General features: G+C 55.3%; 13 protein-coding genes. All 13 read left to right on the top strand.

Annotation, left to right across the window (positions count from 1 at the left end; all coding sequences use genetic code 11):
• Positions 1–22 precede the first annotated feature (22 nt).
• The 13 genes from Q9292_RS01055 (at position 23) to nirD (ending at position 15,977) form a co-directional block, all read left to right on the top strand.
• Positions 23–1,045: an aliphatic amidase gene (locus Q9292_RS01055; RefSeq protein ID WP_194747218.1), complete on the top strand. Its 1,023-nt coding sequence runs from the start codon at positions 23–25 to the stop codon at positions 1,043–1,045.
• Positions 1,046–1,168: 123 nt separating this feature from the next.
• A complete protein-coding gene (locus Q9292_RS01050) occupies positions 1,169–2,335 on the top strand; it encodes a transporter substrate-binding domain-containing protein (RefSeq protein WP_313983684.1) in 1,167 nt (388 codons plus the stop codon).
• On the top strand, positions 2,310–2,999 hold the full coding sequence (locus Q9292_RS01045) for an ANTAR domain-containing response regulator (protein ID WP_313983681.1): 690 nt from the start codon (positions 2,310–2,312) through the stop codon (positions 2,997–2,999). The genes Q9292_RS01050 and Q9292_RS01045 overlap by 26 nt, the downstream gene beginning before the upstream one ends.
• Positions 3,000–3,063: 64 nt before the next feature.
• A complete protein-coding gene (locus Q9292_RS01040) occupies positions 3,064–4,332 on the top strand; it encodes a nitrate- and nitrite sensing domain-containing protein (RefSeq protein ID WP_313983678.1) in 1,269 nt (422 codons plus the stop codon).
• Between the two features lie 383 nt (positions 4,333–4,715).
• Positions 4,716–6,017 (top strand): CmpA/NrtA family ABC transporter substrate-binding protein, encoded by a 1,302-nt coding sequence (locus tag Q9292_RS01035; protein ID WP_313983675.1) that lies wholly within the window; start codon positions 4,716–4,718, stop codon positions 6,015–6,017.
• A gap of 20 nt (positions 6,018–6,037) precedes the next feature.
• Positions 6,038–6,973, top strand: coding sequence for a nitrate ABC transporter permease (gene ntrB, locus Q9292_RS01030; protein ID WP_313983672.1), 936 nt, complete (start codon positions 6,038–6,040; stop codon positions 6,971–6,973).
• 36 nt (positions 6,974–7,009) lie between these two features.
• Positions 7,010–7,819 carry an ABC transporter ATP-binding protein gene (locus Q9292_RS01025; RefSeq protein ID WP_194747227.1) on the top strand — a complete coding sequence of 270 codons (810 nt, stop codon included), beginning with the start codon at positions 7,010–7,012 and terminating at the stop codon, positions 7,817–7,819.
• Positions 7,820–7,919: 100 nt separating this feature from the next.
• On the top strand, positions 7,920–9,350 hold the full coding sequence (locus tag Q9292_RS01020; RefSeq protein ID WP_313983667.1) for an alginate export family protein: 1,431 nt from the start codon (positions 7,920–7,922) through the stop codon (positions 9,348–9,350).
• A 34-nt stretch (positions 9,351–9,384) separates the two neighbouring features.
• Entirely contained in the window at positions 9,385–10,167 is a 783-nt protein-coding gene (gene cobA, locus Q9292_RS01015; protein WP_194747229.1) for a uroporphyrinogen-III C-methyltransferase, read from the top strand.
• Between the two features lie 20 nt (positions 10,168–10,187).
• Positions 10,188–12,614 (top strand): nitrite reductase large subunit NirB, encoded by a 2,427-nt coding sequence (gene nirB, locus Q9292_RS01010; RefSeq protein WP_313983664.1) that lies wholly within the window; start codon positions 10,188–10,190, stop codon positions 12,612–12,614.
• Positions 12,615–12,680: 66 nt separating this feature from the next.
• Positions 12,681–13,892, top strand: a complete 1,212-nt coding sequence (locus tag Q9292_RS01005; RefSeq protein WP_313984257.1) for a nitrate/nitrite transporter — start codon at positions 12,681–12,683, stop codon at positions 13,890–13,892.
• Positions 13,893–13,946: 54 nt separating this feature from the next.
• Positions 13,947–15,635, top strand: coding sequence for a bifunctional protein-serine/threonine kinase/phosphatase (locus Q9292_RS01000; protein ID WP_313983661.1), 1,689 nt, complete (start codon positions 13,947–13,949; stop codon positions 15,633–15,635).
• A gap of 30 nt (positions 15,636–15,665) precedes the next feature.
• Entirely contained in the window at positions 15,666–15,977 is a 312-nt protein-coding gene (gene nirD / locus Q9292_RS00995) for a nitrite reductase small subunit NirD (protein WP_194747233.1), read from the top strand.
• Positions 15,978–15,986: the final 9 nt, after the last annotated feature.

The raw sequence follows: 15,986 nt of genomic DNA, 5'->3' as shown, positions 1-15,986 counted from the left end.
AAATTTCTTCAGGAGAAGCTTCATGATACATGGTGATATTTCCAGCAGCCAGGACACCGTCGGTGTGGCCGTCGTCAATTACAAAATGCCCCGCTTGCATACCAAAGCCGAGATTCTGGCCAACTGTCGCAACATCGCCGACATGGTGGTGAATATGAAAGCCGGTCTGCCCGGCATGGATCTGGTGATTTTCCCGGAATACAGCACGCACGGCATCATGTATGACGGGCAGGAAATGTATGACAATGCCACCACCGTGCCCGGCCCGGAAACCGATATTTTTGCCGAGGCTTGCCGCAAGGCCAAAGTCTGGGGCGTATTTTCGATCACCGGCGAGCAGCACGAAGAGCATCCGAAAAAAGCCCCGTATAACACCCTGATCCTCATGAATGACCAAGGTGAAATCGTGCAGAAGTACCGCAAGATCATGCCATGGGTGCCCATCGAGGGCTGGTACCCAGGCAAGGAAACCTTTATCAGCGAAGGCCCCAAAGGCCTCAAGGTCAGCCTGATTATCTGTGACGATGGCAACTACCCTGAAATCTGGCGCGATTGTGCCATGAAAGGCGCCGAACTGATTGTGCGTTGCCAGGGCTATATGTATCCGGCCAAAGAGCAGCAGATTCTGATCAGCAAGGCGATGGCGTTTGCCAACAACACCTATGTGGCCGTGTCCAATGCGGCCGGCTTTGATGGCGTTTACTCCTACTTCGGCCACTCGGCGATTATCGGTTTTGATGGCCGTACGCTGGGCGAATGTGGCGAGGAAGAAAATGGCGTGCAGTATGCAGCCTTAAGCAAACACCTGATCCGCGACTTCCGCAAACATGGCCAGTCCGAAAATCACCTGTTCAAGTTGCTGCACCGTGGCTACACCGGCGTGCTCAATTCAGGCGATGGCGATAAAGGCGTGGCGCAGTGTCCATATAGCTTCTACAGCAAATGGGTACAGGACCCGGCGGCTGCGCGCGACATGGTAGAATCGTTTACGCGCTCGACGTTGGGCACCAAAGAGGCGCCCATCGCAGGCTTACCTAACGAATAGTCGGATGTTCTGACTGGCGATCACACTAGGCTAGATGAAACTAGGCGAGATCACACTAGAGTTGATCGCCTCAATGCAACACAATGGCTCCGGCCCGGCCGGAGCCCCTGATGAAAGAATCTCATGGCAAACACTGACCCGATCCCGGTCGGCGTGCTGTTTTCCACCAGCGGCGCCACGGCGACCATAGAACGCTCACAGGCATTTGCCACTTTCTTTGCCATCGCAGAAATCAATGCCGCGGGCGGCATCGCTGGCCGTGAACTGGTACCCGTCCACTATGATCCGCAGGGCATGCCGCAACAATACCAGTTACTGGCCGAGCGCATGATCCGCGAAGATGGCGTCAATGTGATCTTTGGCTGCTATATGTCCAGCACGCGCAAAGCCGTGATTCCGGTGGTGGAAAAATGGCGCAAGCTGCTGTTTTACCCCACGCCTTACGAGGGCTTTGAATTCTCGCCGCATGTGATTTATACAGGTGCGGCACCCAACCAGAACAGTGCACAACTGGCTGACTATATGACGCGACATTTTGGCGCGCGCGTCTACATGATCGGCTGCGACTACATTTACCCGTATGAGTCCAACCGCATCATGAGTGACTTTATCCTTGAAGTCCCAGGCGGCAAAAAACTGGCCGAGCGTTATGTACCGCTGACGGCGACAGAAAAAGATTTTTTAGCGGTGGTGCGTGACATCAAGGCCAAATCGCCAGACTTTGTGTTTTCTACCGTGGTGGGGCAAGCCACCCGCCTGTTATACCAGGCTTATGCCGAGATCGGCATGGATGCCCAGCACACGCCGATTGCCAGCCTGACCACCTCTGAAGCAGAGGTGGCAGAAATGGGTGGTGGCACGGCCCAGGGCCACATCACGTCTGCGCCCTATTTTCAAAGCATTGCCAGTACCGAGAACCAGGCCTGCATCACACGCTTCAGCCAGCAGTATGGCAACGAGATTGCGCCTAATATGGCCTGGGAAGCAGCATATTTTCAAACCCACCTGTTTGCCGAAGCGATGCGCGCGGCCGGGAGCGACCAATATGATGCCCTGTTGCCACAGCTACTGGGCCGCGCATTTGACGCGCCGCAAGGCCGTATTGCCATTGATGCCGGCAACCACCATACCCGGCTACACCCGCGCATTGCGCGCGTCAATGCGGCTGGCCAGTTCGAGATCATCGCCGGTGGCGGTGCCGCAGCAGTGATCCCCGACCCTTATCTGGTGACGCACCCAGGCGCCAGCTGGAACAACCTGCCTTATGCGGCGGAGTATCGCGTTGGCTGAGTCACCCGCCGCCCCTCACCCTGGTCAGCGCCAGGCCAAGCAGGCGCAGGCGCCGCGCTCTACGCTGGAGCTGTTCCGCCATTTGCGGCATGCCTGCATCACGATTTTTCATCCTGAGGACGAAAACCGCGAGGTATTAACACAGCAACTGCACCGGATTGGCTGCCAGACGGTCGCGCTATGGCCGCCGGTGGCTGAGCTACCCGCGCAAACCGAGCTGGTGATTTTTCTGCTTGATGCCCAAGCCAGCGCCAAAAAGAAACTGCCCTGGTTAACGCCAGAGTCGGCGATCCCGCTGATTGGGGTGCTGGATTATGAAAACCCGACCACCCTGGAAACAGCCACCGCGCTGGGCTGCCATGGCATGCTGGTACGGCCGTTGCAGGCCAAGGGGCTGCTGTCGACGTTGATCATGACCATGCATCACTGCCAGCAACTGAAAACCTTGCGCAAACGGACCCTGCGGCTCGAAGAAAAACTGCAAGCCGCAGGCGAAATCAGTGCTGCCCAGGCCATGTTGGCGCATGCGCGCGGCATTAGTGCAGTCGAGGCCTATAAAATTCTGCGCGAACAAGCCATGCTCAAGCGCGTGACGGTGGAAGAAATTGCACGGTCGCTGCTGCAAACCGACGGTCTACTGTCCAATCCAGCCAAATCCCGTTAGAATGCAGGCCCTTTAAATGGCTGCATGTTGCAGCCTGCGCACAGTTTTTGCTTTATCAAGCCTGATGAATACCGACATTTCCCCCGCACAAACGATTACGCTGGCCAAGATCAGGCATATCGAGGAGCTTGAGCGCCTGGATAGCTGTATTGCGTTTGTTGAGAAAATTGGTCAATTGATTCACCAGTTGCAAATTGAGCGCGGCGCCAGTTGTCTGTATATTGCCTCCGGTGGCCAGCGGTTTGCCACTGAGCGCGCAGAAGCTGTCGCACAGAATCAAGCCATAGAAACCGGCTTCCGGGCAGCGTTGCAGCAGCATCTGGATAAAAATAGCCGCGCCGATGCCAAGCAATTGACGCTGATCTCCTGGATATTGCTGGGCCTGGACCAGCTCACCACACTGCGGCATCAAATCACCCTGCTCAATATCTCGTTTGCCGATAGCATCGAATCTTTTAACCGCTTGATCGGCAGCTTGATTGCGCTGATATTCGAGATCACCGACAGCTCGGTCAATAGCAAGATCTCCACCTGTTTGCTCACCTTGTATAACCTGATTCAGGGCAAAGAGTTTGCCGGGCAGGAGCGTGCGGTAGGCGCTTATTTATTTGGCTCTGGCAGCCTGCAACTGCCGCACCAGCAAAAGCTGTTTGAACTGATTGCGCAGCAGGAACGGCACTTTGAACTGGTGTGCCAGTTTGGCAGCAAAGAGCTGTGTGAGGCCTGGCAACAGTGGCAAGCCAGTGACTGGCAGCAGCAACATGCCAAGTACCGCGCCAAGCTGACCAGCGCGCGCGACCAACAAACCCTCACCCCCAGCCATGCCGACCTCTGGTTTGACTTATGCAGCCGCCGCCTGAGCGAGATGTGGCAGATTCAGTGCCAGCTGGTCGACACCATGCATGAACTGCTGGCTGGGCTCACCCGCCAGGCCAAACAAGATTACGAGCAAACCCGGCAGTACCTGCAAACTATCCAGGCCAGTCCGCAGGCCAACTTGAACAGCACGTTTTTCAACCTGGCGATTCCCATCGAAAATGCGCTGAACTTTCAGGCCCATGACACCTCGCAAACCTATCCCATGGCGTCTATGATCGCCTTGCTGCAACACCAGTCCCGGCAAATTGCCGACATGGAAACAGAGCTGTCAGACACCAAAAAGGCGCTGACCGAGCGCAAATTGATTGAACGCGCCAAGGGCTTGCTCATGAGTACGCGCGGCCTCAATGAAATGGAAGCCTACAAAACCATGCGTAGCCTGGCCATGGAGCAGAACCGTAAAATTATTGATGTGGCCGAAAATATTCTGGCCCATCACACCGTGACGCGATAACGGTTTTCACAACGCTCCAAGACCTTCAAATTGGTGCATCCGCACCCACGTGGTGCGAGAGGCATGCCCCCTTCTTAAGCCCTACTTGAAAAAAGTTCCGTTAAAACCCAATAAAAATCAACCATTTAAAAACAACAACCCACTTGGCACAGGCTTTGCTTATATGAAATCAAGCAACTTACCAAAGGCGGTGCGTTGCTTGTAGTAAGATAACTGGAAACCCCAGTTTGAATTTCTGACTAGCCGTTGCTGTTTCATCATCCACGGCTGGCAAAGATAAGGACAAAGGCGTCCTGAGTGTAGACCACGGTCTGCATTCAGGACGCCTTTTTTGTTTTGTATTTTCCGAACCCCTTTTTCGAATCAAATCTCAAGGAGCCGACATGAGCAGTTCTGACAAAAAAAATGTATCCCCCGCCGAGGCAACACCAGTGGACCAGGTGAACCAGCAACGCCGCCATTTCTTTATGAATACGCTGGCAGGCGCGTTTGGTGCTGCCGCCATGATGAATATGGTGCCTTCCGCCATCCGTAGCCAGGCTTGGGCGGCCGGCTCAGATGCGCCAGAAATCACCGAAGTGAAAGTCGGCTTTATCCCGCTGACGGACTGTGCGCCGATTATTGTCGCCGCGCAAATGGGCTTTGATAAAAAATATGGCATCAAGATTGTGCCGTCTAAAGAAGCTTCGTGGGCAGGCGTACGTGACAAGCTGGTCAATGGTGAATTGCATGCTGCACATGTGTTGTATGGCCTGATCTACGGCGTACAAATGGGCATCGGCGGCCAGCAAAAAGACATGAACGTGCTGATGACGCTGAACAACAACGGCCAGGGCATCACGCTGGCTAACCAACTTAAGGAAAAAGGCGTCACCAGTGGCGCGACGCTGAAACGTTTGCTGGATAACGAAAACCGCGACTTTACTTTCGCCCAGACCTTCCCCACCGGCACGCACGCCATGTGGTTGTACTACTGGCTGGCGACTTATGGCATCAACCCGATGCAGGACGTGAAAACAATCGTCGTACCACCGCCACAAATGGTCGCCAACATGCGGATTGGCAATATGGATGGCTACTGCGTGGGCGAACCCTGGAACGCCCGTGCCATTTACGACAAGATCGGCTACACCGTCGCCACCTCACAAGATATCTGGGTAGACCACCCGGAAAAAGTGTTGGGCACCACAGCTGACTTTATCGCCAAGAACCCGAATACCGCGCTGGCCTTGACCAAAGCCATCCTCGAAGCCTCACGCTACATTGATGCGACCAAAAACCGTGCCGAAGTGGCCAAGTTGATCGCAGGCAAAGCCTATGTCAATGCGCCAGAAGAAGTGATTGAAGGTCGCTTCCTCGGCCACTACGACAATGGTATCGGCAAAAAATGGGAAGACCCCAACTACATGAAGTTCTTCAATGACGGCAAGGTCAGCTTCCCTTACCTGTCAGACGGCATGTGGTTCCTGACCCAACACAAACGCTGGGGCTTGCTCAAGTCTGACCCGGATTACCTCGGCGTGGCGAAAAAGGTGAACCGCATTGATATTTATACCGAAGCCGCCAAATCTCTGGGCATTAGCGTGCCGACAGACGTGATGCGTAGCAGCAAGCTGATTGACGGTGTGGTCTGGGATGGTAAAGACCCCAAAGCCTATGCCAACAGCTTCAAGGTTAAAGCGTAATTCTTTCAAGGAGAGTCACCATGAGTGTCGTCAGCTTTAACAAGGAAAAAATCATGCAAAACAGTGAGCAGGCTGCCAAAGGAATGCCAGCCAAGCAAGCAAAACCGGTTGTCGCGGTGGTGAGCCCTCTCTCGGCCACCGCAACAGCAGCCACCCCGGCAAGTAAAAAAGCCGGGGCATGGGCGGCAATGGCCAAACGCGTGTTTGAAGGACTGTTGCCGCCTGTGATTGGCTTGCTGATCTTTGGCGCCATCTGGTCTACCGTGGCTGCCCTGACTCAGGGCTTGCCAGGACCGGTGCAGACCTGGCATTCGGCGGTGGAGCTGTTTAGCGACCCGTTTTATATCAACAACCCGAATGATATGGGCATCGGCTGGAACATCCTGAACTCGCTAAAACGCGTCGCCACTGGCTTTGCGCTGGCAGCGATTGTCGGCATCCCCATGGGGTTTATCATCGGCCGCTATGCCTTTATGTCAAAAATGGCGGCGCCGATTATCAGCCTGCTCAAGCCGGTATCCCCACTGGCCTGGTTGCCGATCGGCCTGCTGGTATTCAAAGCGGCCAACCCGGCCGCAATCTGGGTGATTTTCATCACCGCCGTCTGGCCCATGATCATCAACACCGCCGTTGGTGTCAGCAAAGTGCCGCAAGACTATATGAACGTGGCCAAGGTACTGAACCTGTCCGAGTGGAAAGTCATCACCAAAATCCTGCTGCCCTATGTCATGCCTTACATGATGACCGGTGTGCGTCTCTCTATCGGTGCCGCCTGGCTGGTGATTGTGGCGGCAGAAATGCTGACCGGCGGCGTGGGCATTGGCTTCTGGGTGTGGGATGAATGGAACAACCTGAACGTTGAGCACATCATCATCGCGATTTTCATTGTGGGCATCGTCGGCCTGTTGCTGGAGCAGTGCCTGGTCATGCTGGCCAAACGCTATAGCTACGAATAACCGCGACACCTCATTGACTGGTAAAGGACTCTGATCATGACCACCGCTGTAAAACAAGACCGCTATGTGTTGATTGAAAACGTCAACATGATTTTCAACACTAAAAAAGGCAGTTTCCAGGCCTTGAAAGACATCAACCTGTCTATCCAGGAAGGTGAATTCATTTCCATCATCGGCCACTCAGGCTGCGGCAAATCGACCGTGCTCAACCTGATTGCCGGCTTGCTGCAACCGACAGACGGCTACCTGTTTTGTGCCGGACGCGAAATTGCCAAGCCTGGCCCTGAACGCGCCGTGGTGTTCCAGAACCACTCCCTGCTGCCATGGCTGACCTGTTTTGAAAATGTCTATCTGGCCGTGGAACGTGTGTTTGCTGCCACCGAGAGTAAGCCGCAACTGGCAGAACGTACCCGCGCGGCACTGGAGCTGGTGGGCTTGAGCCACGCGATGGAAAAACGCCCGAATGAAATTTCCGGCGGCATGAAACAACGCGTGGGCATTGCCCGTGCCCTGGCCATGGAGCCCAAAGTGCTACTACTGGATGAGCCGTTTGGTGCGCTGGATGCGCTGACCCGTGCCGGCCTGCAAGACGAACTGATGGCCATCATGGCACGTTCTGGCTGTACTGCCGTCATGGTAACGCACGATGTGGACGAAGCGGTGCTGCTGTCTGACCGCATTGTCATGATGACCAACGGCCCGGCAGCCACCATCGGTGAAATCCTGGCGGTCGATTTACCCCGTCCGCGCAAACGCCTGGAGCTGGTGGAAGACCCGGCGTATACGCATTTGCGCAGCGAAGTTTTGAAGTTTCTGTATGAGCGGCACGCCAAAAAGGCGGCCTAAGTGAAAGGTGCTGGCAGGCGGCCACCTGTCAGCACCACTTGCTTATCAAAAGCAATCCTCATCCAAGCAAGGTTACCCCAATAGAGAAAAGGAGCAACACATGAACGCTAACCTACACCCACGCTTGCGTCAAGTTTCCGCAGCCATCTTGCTGGCGGCACTTGGCTCCCCTGCAATGGCAGAAGAAGAAGTTCTGCCTGAATACACTTTTATGGACGCGATTAAAACCGGTAAAAATCTGACCAGTTTCAGACTACGTTATGAGTATGTCGATCAGGATGGCTTACAGCCGGCCACTTTTGCCAACGGCAGCCCTAACCCGACTGCCAATCAAGCCCTGGACAACGCCAACGCCATGACGATGCGCAGCCTGGTTGGCTGGCAAACGGCCCCGTACCACAACTGGAGTTTTGCCGCGCAACTTACCAACGTCAGCAAACTGCAAGATGATTTCAACGATGGCACTAACCCAGTGCGTGTCAATGGCGCCTCTAATGAGAGCGACAAGATTAATTACGCCAAAGTAGTGGATCCTGACTATACCGATGTGAACCAGCTGTTTGTAGACTGGACCGGCATTAAAAATACCAAGGTGCGTTTAGGACGACAAATTGTCAACCTGGACAATGTGCGTTTTATTGGGGATATTGCTTTCCGCCAAAATACACAGGTCTTTGATGGTCTGTCCATCTTGAACAAGTCAATTCCAGATACTGAAATTTTCTATGCTCACTTTGACCGTGTCCGCCAGATTTTCACGACGCACAGAAGCGGCGACCTCGACATTTTGAACACCAGATACCGTATTTCCCCGACCGAATTTCTGGTTGGCTACGCTTACCTGAGCGATTTTGACAATCTGGGCTTTGGCAATGCCTGGTTTGGCACCGGAACAGCCAATTATGCCGCCAGCCAGTCCAACAAAACGTTTGGCGTACGCCTCGATGGCACACATCCATTCACCCCAAACTACCGCGCGCACTACACTGCCGAATATGCCAAACAGGATGATTACCGGGGTGGTGATAGCCGCATTGATGCGCATTACTACAAGCTGGGCGGTGGCTTCGGGATTGATAACTTCAATATGCGTGTCGATCAGGAATTGCTCTCCAGCAACAACAATACTTTCGCGTTCCAGACTCCCTTTGGTACCAACCACCTGTTTCAAGGTTGGGTAGACAAGTTTCTGGTCACCCCACGCGAGGGTATTAAAGATACCTTTGTCACGGCCACTTACCGTTACGGCGATTTTCTGTTCTTTGCCGATTACCACGTGATTGACTCTGACAATGACTTTTATACCGTGGGCAGCGGCACCAACCGTAATGGCAGCCGTTACGGCACGGAATGGAATGCCGCCGTCACCTGGAATATCGATAAAAACTGGATGACCAAGTTTGAATACGGAAAATTCAGTGAAGGTGACCAGTTTGGACTTGGGCCGAATACCACCAGCAATGCTGCTGGCACACGTGGCCGTTTCCGTGATACCGAAAAACTGTGGCTGACCGCCATGTATACGTTCTAAGCGGACGTCTCGTCTGTAAGCAAAGGAGCACCTCATGTCAGCAAGCAAAGTGTATTTAATCGGTGCCGGTCCTGGCGACCCTGAGCTCATCACGCTCAAGGCGGTCAAGGCCTTGCAGCTGGCAGAGGTGGTGCTGGTCGATGACCTGGTCAACCCTGAACTGCTCAAGCATTGCCCGCAGGCACGTATTGTGCCGGTGGGCAAGCGCGGCGGTTGCAAGTCTACGCCACAGCATTTTATTCACCGCATGATGATCGCCCTGGCCGAACAAGGTCAAACCGTGGCCCGCCTGAAAGGCGGTGACCCGTTTGTGTTTGGCCGTGGTGGCGAAGAAATGCTGGCACTGCGTGCCGCCAATATTGATTATGAAATTATTCCGGGCATGACCAGTGGCCTTGCCAGTTGCGCCAGCATGGAGGTACCGGTGACCCACCGTGCGTACAACCATGGCGTGACGCTGGTCACCGGCCATACCAAAGATGGTGGCCCCCTGCCCTGGCAGGCGCTGGTGGCCAGCCATACCACGCTGGTCATTTACATGGGCATGCAGCATCTGGCCGAAATCTGCCGTGAACTGATCGCTGCAGGCATGCCCACAGACATGCCCTGTATGGTGGTTGAAAACGGCACACGCGCCGAACAGCGTGGCCTGACCTCAACGCTGCAAGCCATGCCTTACCTGGCCCATCAGCAAAGTCTTAAAAGCCCGTCCATTATCGTGGTCGGCGAAGTGGTTAAATTAGCCAGAAACAGCCAACAGGAACAAGATTGGCAACAAAACCTGCAACACTGGCTCAGCATCGGCGATGCAGCATAAGCGCTGAAAGGAGTGATTCAATGATAAAACAGAAACTGGTAGTGGTTGGTAACGGCATGGCTGGCATGCGGACGGTGGAAGAGCTGCTCAAGATTGCGCCGGACATGTACGACATTACCGTGTTTGGCGATGAGCCTTATCCCAACTATAACCGCATCATGTTGTCGCCCGTACTGGCCAACGAGCAGACCATCGATGACATTATCCTCAATAGCCGCGAATGGTATGCCGAACACAACATTACCTTGCATACCAGCGCCCGTGTCAACAAGATAGACCGCAAGGCCCGCACCGTGACCGCCGACAACGGCCTCACGGTCGAATATGACCGCCTGTTGCTGGCAACCGGCTCCAAGCCGTTCATCTTGCCGATTGCAGGTGCAGACTTGCAGGGTGTGCTGGGCTACCGCGATATCAAAGACACCAACGACATGATCGCTGCGGCCAAAATCTACAAGCATGCAGTGGTCATTGGCGGCGGCTTGCTGGGCCTTGAGGCCGCCAATGGCCTCAAGGTGCAAGGCATGGACGTCACAGTGGTGCACAAAAACGAATGGCTGCTGGAACGCCAGCTCGACAAGACCGCAGGCAAGATGCTGCAAAAATCCCTAGAAACGCGCGGGCTGCAGTTCTTGCTGCAAAAAGACACGGAGCAACTCATTGGCAAAGACGGCCGCGTGGTCGCCGTGCGCTTTAAAGATGGCCAGGAAGTGCCTGCAGACCTGGTGGTGATGGCGGTAGGCATCCGCCCCAACTATGCGCTGGCCGAATCGGCAGGCATTTATTGCAACCGCGGCATTGTGGTGAGCGACACAATGCAGACCTATGACCCGCGCATTTATGCCGTGGGCGAATGCGTCAACCACCGTGGCATTGCTTATGGCCTGGTGGCCCCCTTATTTGAAATGGCCAAAGTGTGCGCCACACATTTGGCCAACTTCGGCATTGGTGTATACAAAGGCTCGGTCACCTCGACAAAATTGAAGGTGACCGGCATTGATTTGTTTTCTGCCGGTGATTTTATGGGCAGTGACGATGCCGAAGAAATTTTGCTGCACGACGCGGTCGGCGGGGTATACAAAAAACTCGTGATCAAAGATGACACCATCATCGGTGCCGTGCTGTATGGCGATACGACGGATGGGGCCTGGTATTTCCAGCTGCTGCGCGACAAAAAGCCGATCCACGAAATCCGGGATCACTTAATGTTCGGGCAGGATAGTCTGGGCAATACCGGCCACCAGGGTCAGGACAAGGTGTCTGCCATGACCGACGAAATGGAAGTCTGTGGCTGTAATGGCGTCTGTAAAGGCACCATCGTCAAGGCGATTCAGGCACAAGGCCTGTTCACGCTGGACGACGTCAAAAAACACACCAAAGCTGGCTCCAGTTGTGGCAGTTGCACTGGCCTGGTTGAGCAGATTCTGGCCTCGACGCTGGGCGGTGGCTATGCGCCGCCTTCGAGCAGCAAAGCAGTGTGTGGCTGCACCGACTTTAACCACGAAGAAGTGCGTGACGAAATCCGCAAACACAAATACCTGAGCATTCCGGCCGCCATGAAGGGCATGGGCTGGAAAACGCCGAATGGCTGCGCCACCTGCAGGCCGGCGTTGAATTATTACCTGATTTCCACCTGGCCGCATGAAGCCAAGGATGATCCACAGTCACGCTTTATCAATGAGCGCGTGCATGCCAATATCCAGAAAGACGGCACTTACTCTGTGGTGCCGCGTATGTACGGCGGTGTCACCTCGCCCGAGCAATTGCGCAAAATCGCCGATGTCGCCGACAAGTACAAGGTACCCATGGTGAAAGTCACCGGCGGTCAGCGCATCGACTTGCTGGGCGTGAAAAAAGAAGACCTGACCGGCATGTGGGCTGACCTCGATATGCCGTCCGGTTATGCTTACGGTAAATCGATCCGAACGGTCAAAACCTGTGTTGGCTCGGAGTTCTGCCGTTTTGGTACCCAAAACTCCACCCAACTGGGCATTGATATCGAAAAAGCCTTTGACCATATGTGGGCCCCGCACAAGGTGAAGTTTGCGGTCTCAGGCTGCCCGCGCAACTGTGCCGAATCCGGGATCAAGGACGTCGGCGTGATCGGCGTGGATTCCGGCTGGGAGATTTATGTCGGCGGCAACGGCGGCATCAAGACCGAAGTGGCGCAGTTTCTGTGTAAGGTGAAGACCGCTGAGGAAGTGATTGAATACTCGGGCGCATTTATCCAGCTCTACCGTGAAGAAGCACGTTATCTGGACCGTACTGTGCACTGGATCGCCCGCGTCGGTCTGGATTACGTGAAAAAACGCATTCTCGAAGATGCTGAAGGCCGCAAAGCGGCATATGAGCGTCTGCTGTATGCGTTGCAAGGCGCCGTAGACCCTTGGGCTGAACGTGTCCACCAGCGTGATGCCCACAAAGAGTTCGACACAATTACCGTGTAACGAAAAATACTGTTTAAATGAAAAGTGGCGTGCCATTCTCCTGATTGCACGCCCGGGAGATAGATGATGCAAAAAAGTTTTTGGGAAGTGGGCCATAAACCCACCCTGTTTTCGGCCTTCTTTTATTTTGACCTGAGCTTTATGGTCTGGGTCATGCTGGGGCCGCTGGCGGTGCAAATCGCCGCCGACCTGCAATTGAATCCGGCGCAAAAAGGCCTGATGGTCGCCACCCCGGTACTCACAGGCGCGCTGCTGCGGATTGTCATGGGCGTATTGGTGGATCAGCTCAAGCCGAAAAAAGCCGGCCTGATTGGTCAGGTGATTGTGATTGCCGCGCTGCTGACAGCCTGGCTGCATGGTATCCATACTTATCAACAAGCGCTGTTGCTGGGCATGTTTTTGGGCTTTGCCGGTGCTGCATTTGCAGTGGCCTTGCCACTGGCTTCGCGCTGGTATCCGCCAGAGCACCAGGGCACCGCGCTGGGCATTGCCGGGGCAGGCAACTCGGGCACGGCCCTGGCTGCCTTATTCGCCCCTGGCCTGGCAGTGGCCTTTGGCTGGAACAATGTATTTGGCCTGGCATTGATTCCACTGGCACTGGCGTTGCTGGTCTATGTGACGATGGCCAAAGACGCCCCGGATACGCCTGCGCCAAAATCGCTGTCGCAATACCTGGCCGTGCTCAAGGATAAAGATGCCTGGTGGTTTATGTTTTTCTACAGCGTCACCTTTGGCGGTTTTGTGGGCATGGCGTCTTCATTGACCATTTACTTCCACGACCAGTATAGCCTGGATGCGGTGCACGCGGGTTACTTCACTGCAGCCTGTGTCTTTGCCGGCTCGCTGGTGCGCCCCATTGGCGGTTGGTTGGCTGACCGCATCGGCGGCATCCGTTCACTGAGCACCATGTATGTGCTGGCAGCGGTATTCCTGTTTATCCTAAGTTTTGGCATGGCTAGCCAGTCACTAGGCTTGCTGGTAGTAGTGCTCGCCATGGCAGCACTTGGTATGGGCAACGGCGCGGTCTTCCAGCTGGTGCCACAGCGTTTCCGCAAGGAAATCGGCGTCATGACCGGCTTGGTCGGCATGGCCGGGGGCGTTGGTGGCTTTTACCTGGCGTCCAGTTTAGGCTACTCTAAACAAGTGACGGGCAGTTATCAGGTCGGCCTGACCATTTTTGCCGGCTTGGCAATTCTGGCGCTGATCGGCCTTTCCCGCGTAAAAAACCGCTGGCGTACCACCTGGGGCGCAGCCACAGTCACCAGCGCCAAAATTTAATGGCATCGGACAACCGCCCAGGATTGAAATGTTAGCGTCATCACGGACCCCTGCATGAAATTACGGATCAGCGTCGGCGAAAGCAGCCTCACCGGACCGCGGCCTCGTAACGAGGACTACGTGGGCCTGGTGACGCCTGCCGATGCGCAGCTGGAGATCAAGGGCGCACTGCTGGCGGTGGCTGATGGCATCAGCGGGGGGGCTGGCGGGGCCGAAGCTGCCGAGATGACGATACGCACGGTGTCGGCAGATTATTACGCCACGCCCGATACCTGGACGATCCAGCATGCGCTGGACAAGGTGGTTCAGGCGGCTAACCGCTGGGTGCTGTCGCAGGCACGCAAACACAGCCAGATGGCCGGCATGGCGACCACGCTGTCCATGCTGGTGCTACGCGGTCAGCGCTATGTGCTGGCGCATGTCGGCGACACCCGCATCTATCGCCTGCGCGAGCAGTCGCTGCAATGTCTGACCACCGACCATGTCTGGGACCGCCCCGATATGCGGCATGTACTCAAGCGTGCAGTCGGCCTCGATGACCAGTTGAGCGTGGATTATGCCGAAGGCCTGCTGCAAACCGGCGATGTGTATGCCATTATCAGTGATGGTGTGTGGGCCGCACTGGGCGAGGCCGAGCTGCACAAAATATTGATGCTTTACCATACACCGCAGTTGATGGCCGAACACCTGACCCGGCAAGCGCTGGAACAAGGCGGTCAGGATAACGTCTCTGCCGTGGTGGTGCGTATCGACCAGCTAGGGGAAGACCACCTGACCGACATGCTGGCCGATGCCTTGAGCCTGCCGGTGCCGCCCAAGCTGGCGGTGGGCGACACCCTGGATGGCTTTACCGTTACCCGCGTGTTACATGATGCACGCATCAGCTTGTTATATCAGGTAAAAAATGCCGCCGGGCAATTATTTGTGCTGAAAACCCTGCAACCCGCCCGCGCTGAGGATAAGGCCAGTTGCGAAGCCCTGCTCAATGAAGAGTGGCTGGGCAAGCGCGTGGTGTCGCAATGTGTGCCGCAAATTTTGCCGCTCACGCGCGAACAGCGCACGCATTTGTATTATGTGATGACCTGGCATGAAGGGGCCACCTTGCAGCAACGGCTGGATGCCGGCCATCACTTCACCATCAATGGCGTGGCCAATATCGGCCAGGATCTGTTGCGTGGCTTGAGCATGCTGCACCGGCTCAATATTGTGCACCGCGATATCAAACCGGCCAATATTCACCTGGGTAGCGATACACGGTTGCGCATCCTCGACCTTGGCGTCGCGCTTAACACCACGCTGCCCATGCCCGAGCAGATGGAAAATCCCGGCACGCCCAGCTATATGGCGCCGGAATTGTTTGACGGCAAACTGGCCGACCGCCAGGCGGATATTTATGCCGCAGGCGTCACGCTGTATCACCTGCTGACACGCAACTATCCCTATGGCGAAATCGAGCCGTTCCAGTCACCTCGCTTTGGTGAACCGGTGCGCCCCAGCCGTTACCGGCCGGAGATTCCAGCCTGGCTGGAAAACCTGATTCTGAAAGCGATTGCCCGCAAACCGGAACACCGCTTTGAAACCGCCGAAGAAATGCTGCTGGCGCTGGAGCATGGCGAACTCAGACCCATCTTCATCCCGCGCACGCCGTTGATTGCCCGCGCGCGGCTGGTCAAATGGCAGTGGCTGGCCATCATTTCATTGTGCGTGAATGTGTTATTGATTTATTTGTTACTGGTCTCATAAGCCAGTAACAAATTGGAAAAGAGGAAAAAAATGCGTTGGACGAAAATCTGCCCGCTAAACGACATCCCTGCCCTGGGCGCACGTGTGGTGCGTCATGGCGAAACCGACATTGGTGTGTTCCGCACTGAAGATGACCGCGTGTTTGCGCTTAACAACCGTTGCCCGCACAAAGGTGGCCCGCTGTCGCAAGGCCTGGTCTATGGCGACAAAGTCGCCTGCCCATTGCATAGCTGGAAAATCAGCCTGGTCGATGGCCAGGCCGAAGCGCCCGATGTCGGCCAGACTGCCTGCTATGCAGTCAAGGTCGAAGATGGCATGGTCTATCTGCAATTAAACCCGTAATTTTCAGGC

It is taken from the genome of Methylophilus sp. VKM B-3414, from assembly GCF_032248435.1.
GTDB lineage: Bacteria > Pseudomonadota > Gammaproteobacteria > Burkholderiales > Methylophilaceae > Methylophilus > Methylophilus glucosoxydans.
This window is presented reverse-complemented; position numbering and strand designations above follow the sequence as displayed.

Bases quoted from the DNA above. Each gene is read 5' to 3' on its own strand.
- ntrB (WP_313983672.1), top strand. From the start codon at position 6,038: ATGAGTGTCGTCAGCTTTAACAAGGAAAAAATCATGCAAAACAGTGAG.
- Q9292_RS01050 (WP_313983684.1), top strand. From the start codon at position 1,169: ATGGCAAACACTGACCCGATCCCGGTCGGCGTGCTGTTTTCCACCAGC.
- Q9292_RS01035 (WP_313983675.1), top strand. From the start codon at position 4,716: ATGAGCAGTTCTGACAAAAAAAATGTATCCCCCGCCGAGGCAACACCA.
- Q9292_RS01055 (WP_194747218.1), top strand. From the start codon at position 23: ATGATACATGGTGATATTTCCAGCAGCCAGGACACCGTCGGTGTGGCC.
- Q9292_RS01005 (WP_313984257.1), top strand. From the start codon at position 12,681: ATGCAAAAAAGTTTTTGGGAAGTGGGCCATAAACCCACCCTGTTTTCG.
- nirD (WP_194747233.1), top strand. From the start codon at position 15,666: ATGCGTTGGACGAAAATCTGCCCGCTAAACGACATCCCTGCCCTGGGC.
- cobA (WP_194747229.1), top strand. From the start codon at position 9,385: ATGTCAGCAAGCAAAGTGTATTTAATCGGTGCCGGTCCTGGCGACCCT.
- nirB (WP_313983664.1), top strand. From the start codon at position 10,188: ATGATAAAACAGAAACTGGTAGTGGTTGGTAACGGCATGGCTGGCATG.
- Q9292_RS01040 (WP_313983678.1), top strand. From the start codon at position 3,064: ATGAATACCGACATTTCCCCCGCACAAACGATTACGCTGGCCAAGATC.
- Q9292_RS01020 (WP_313983667.1), top strand. From the start codon at position 7,920: ATGAACGCTAACCTACACCCACGCTTGCGTCAAGTTTCCGCAGCCATC.
- Q9292_RS01000 (WP_313983661.1), top strand. From the start codon at position 13,947: ATGAAATTACGGATCAGCGTCGGCGAAAGCAGCCTCACCGGACCGCGG.
- Q9292_RS01045 (WP_313983681.1), top strand. From the start codon at position 2,310: ATGCGGCGGAGTATCGCGTTGGCTGAGTCACCCGCCGCCCCTCACCCT.
- Q9292_RS01025 (WP_194747227.1), top strand. From the start codon at position 7,010: ATGACCACCGCTGTAAAACAAGACCGCTATGTGTTGATTGAAAACGTC.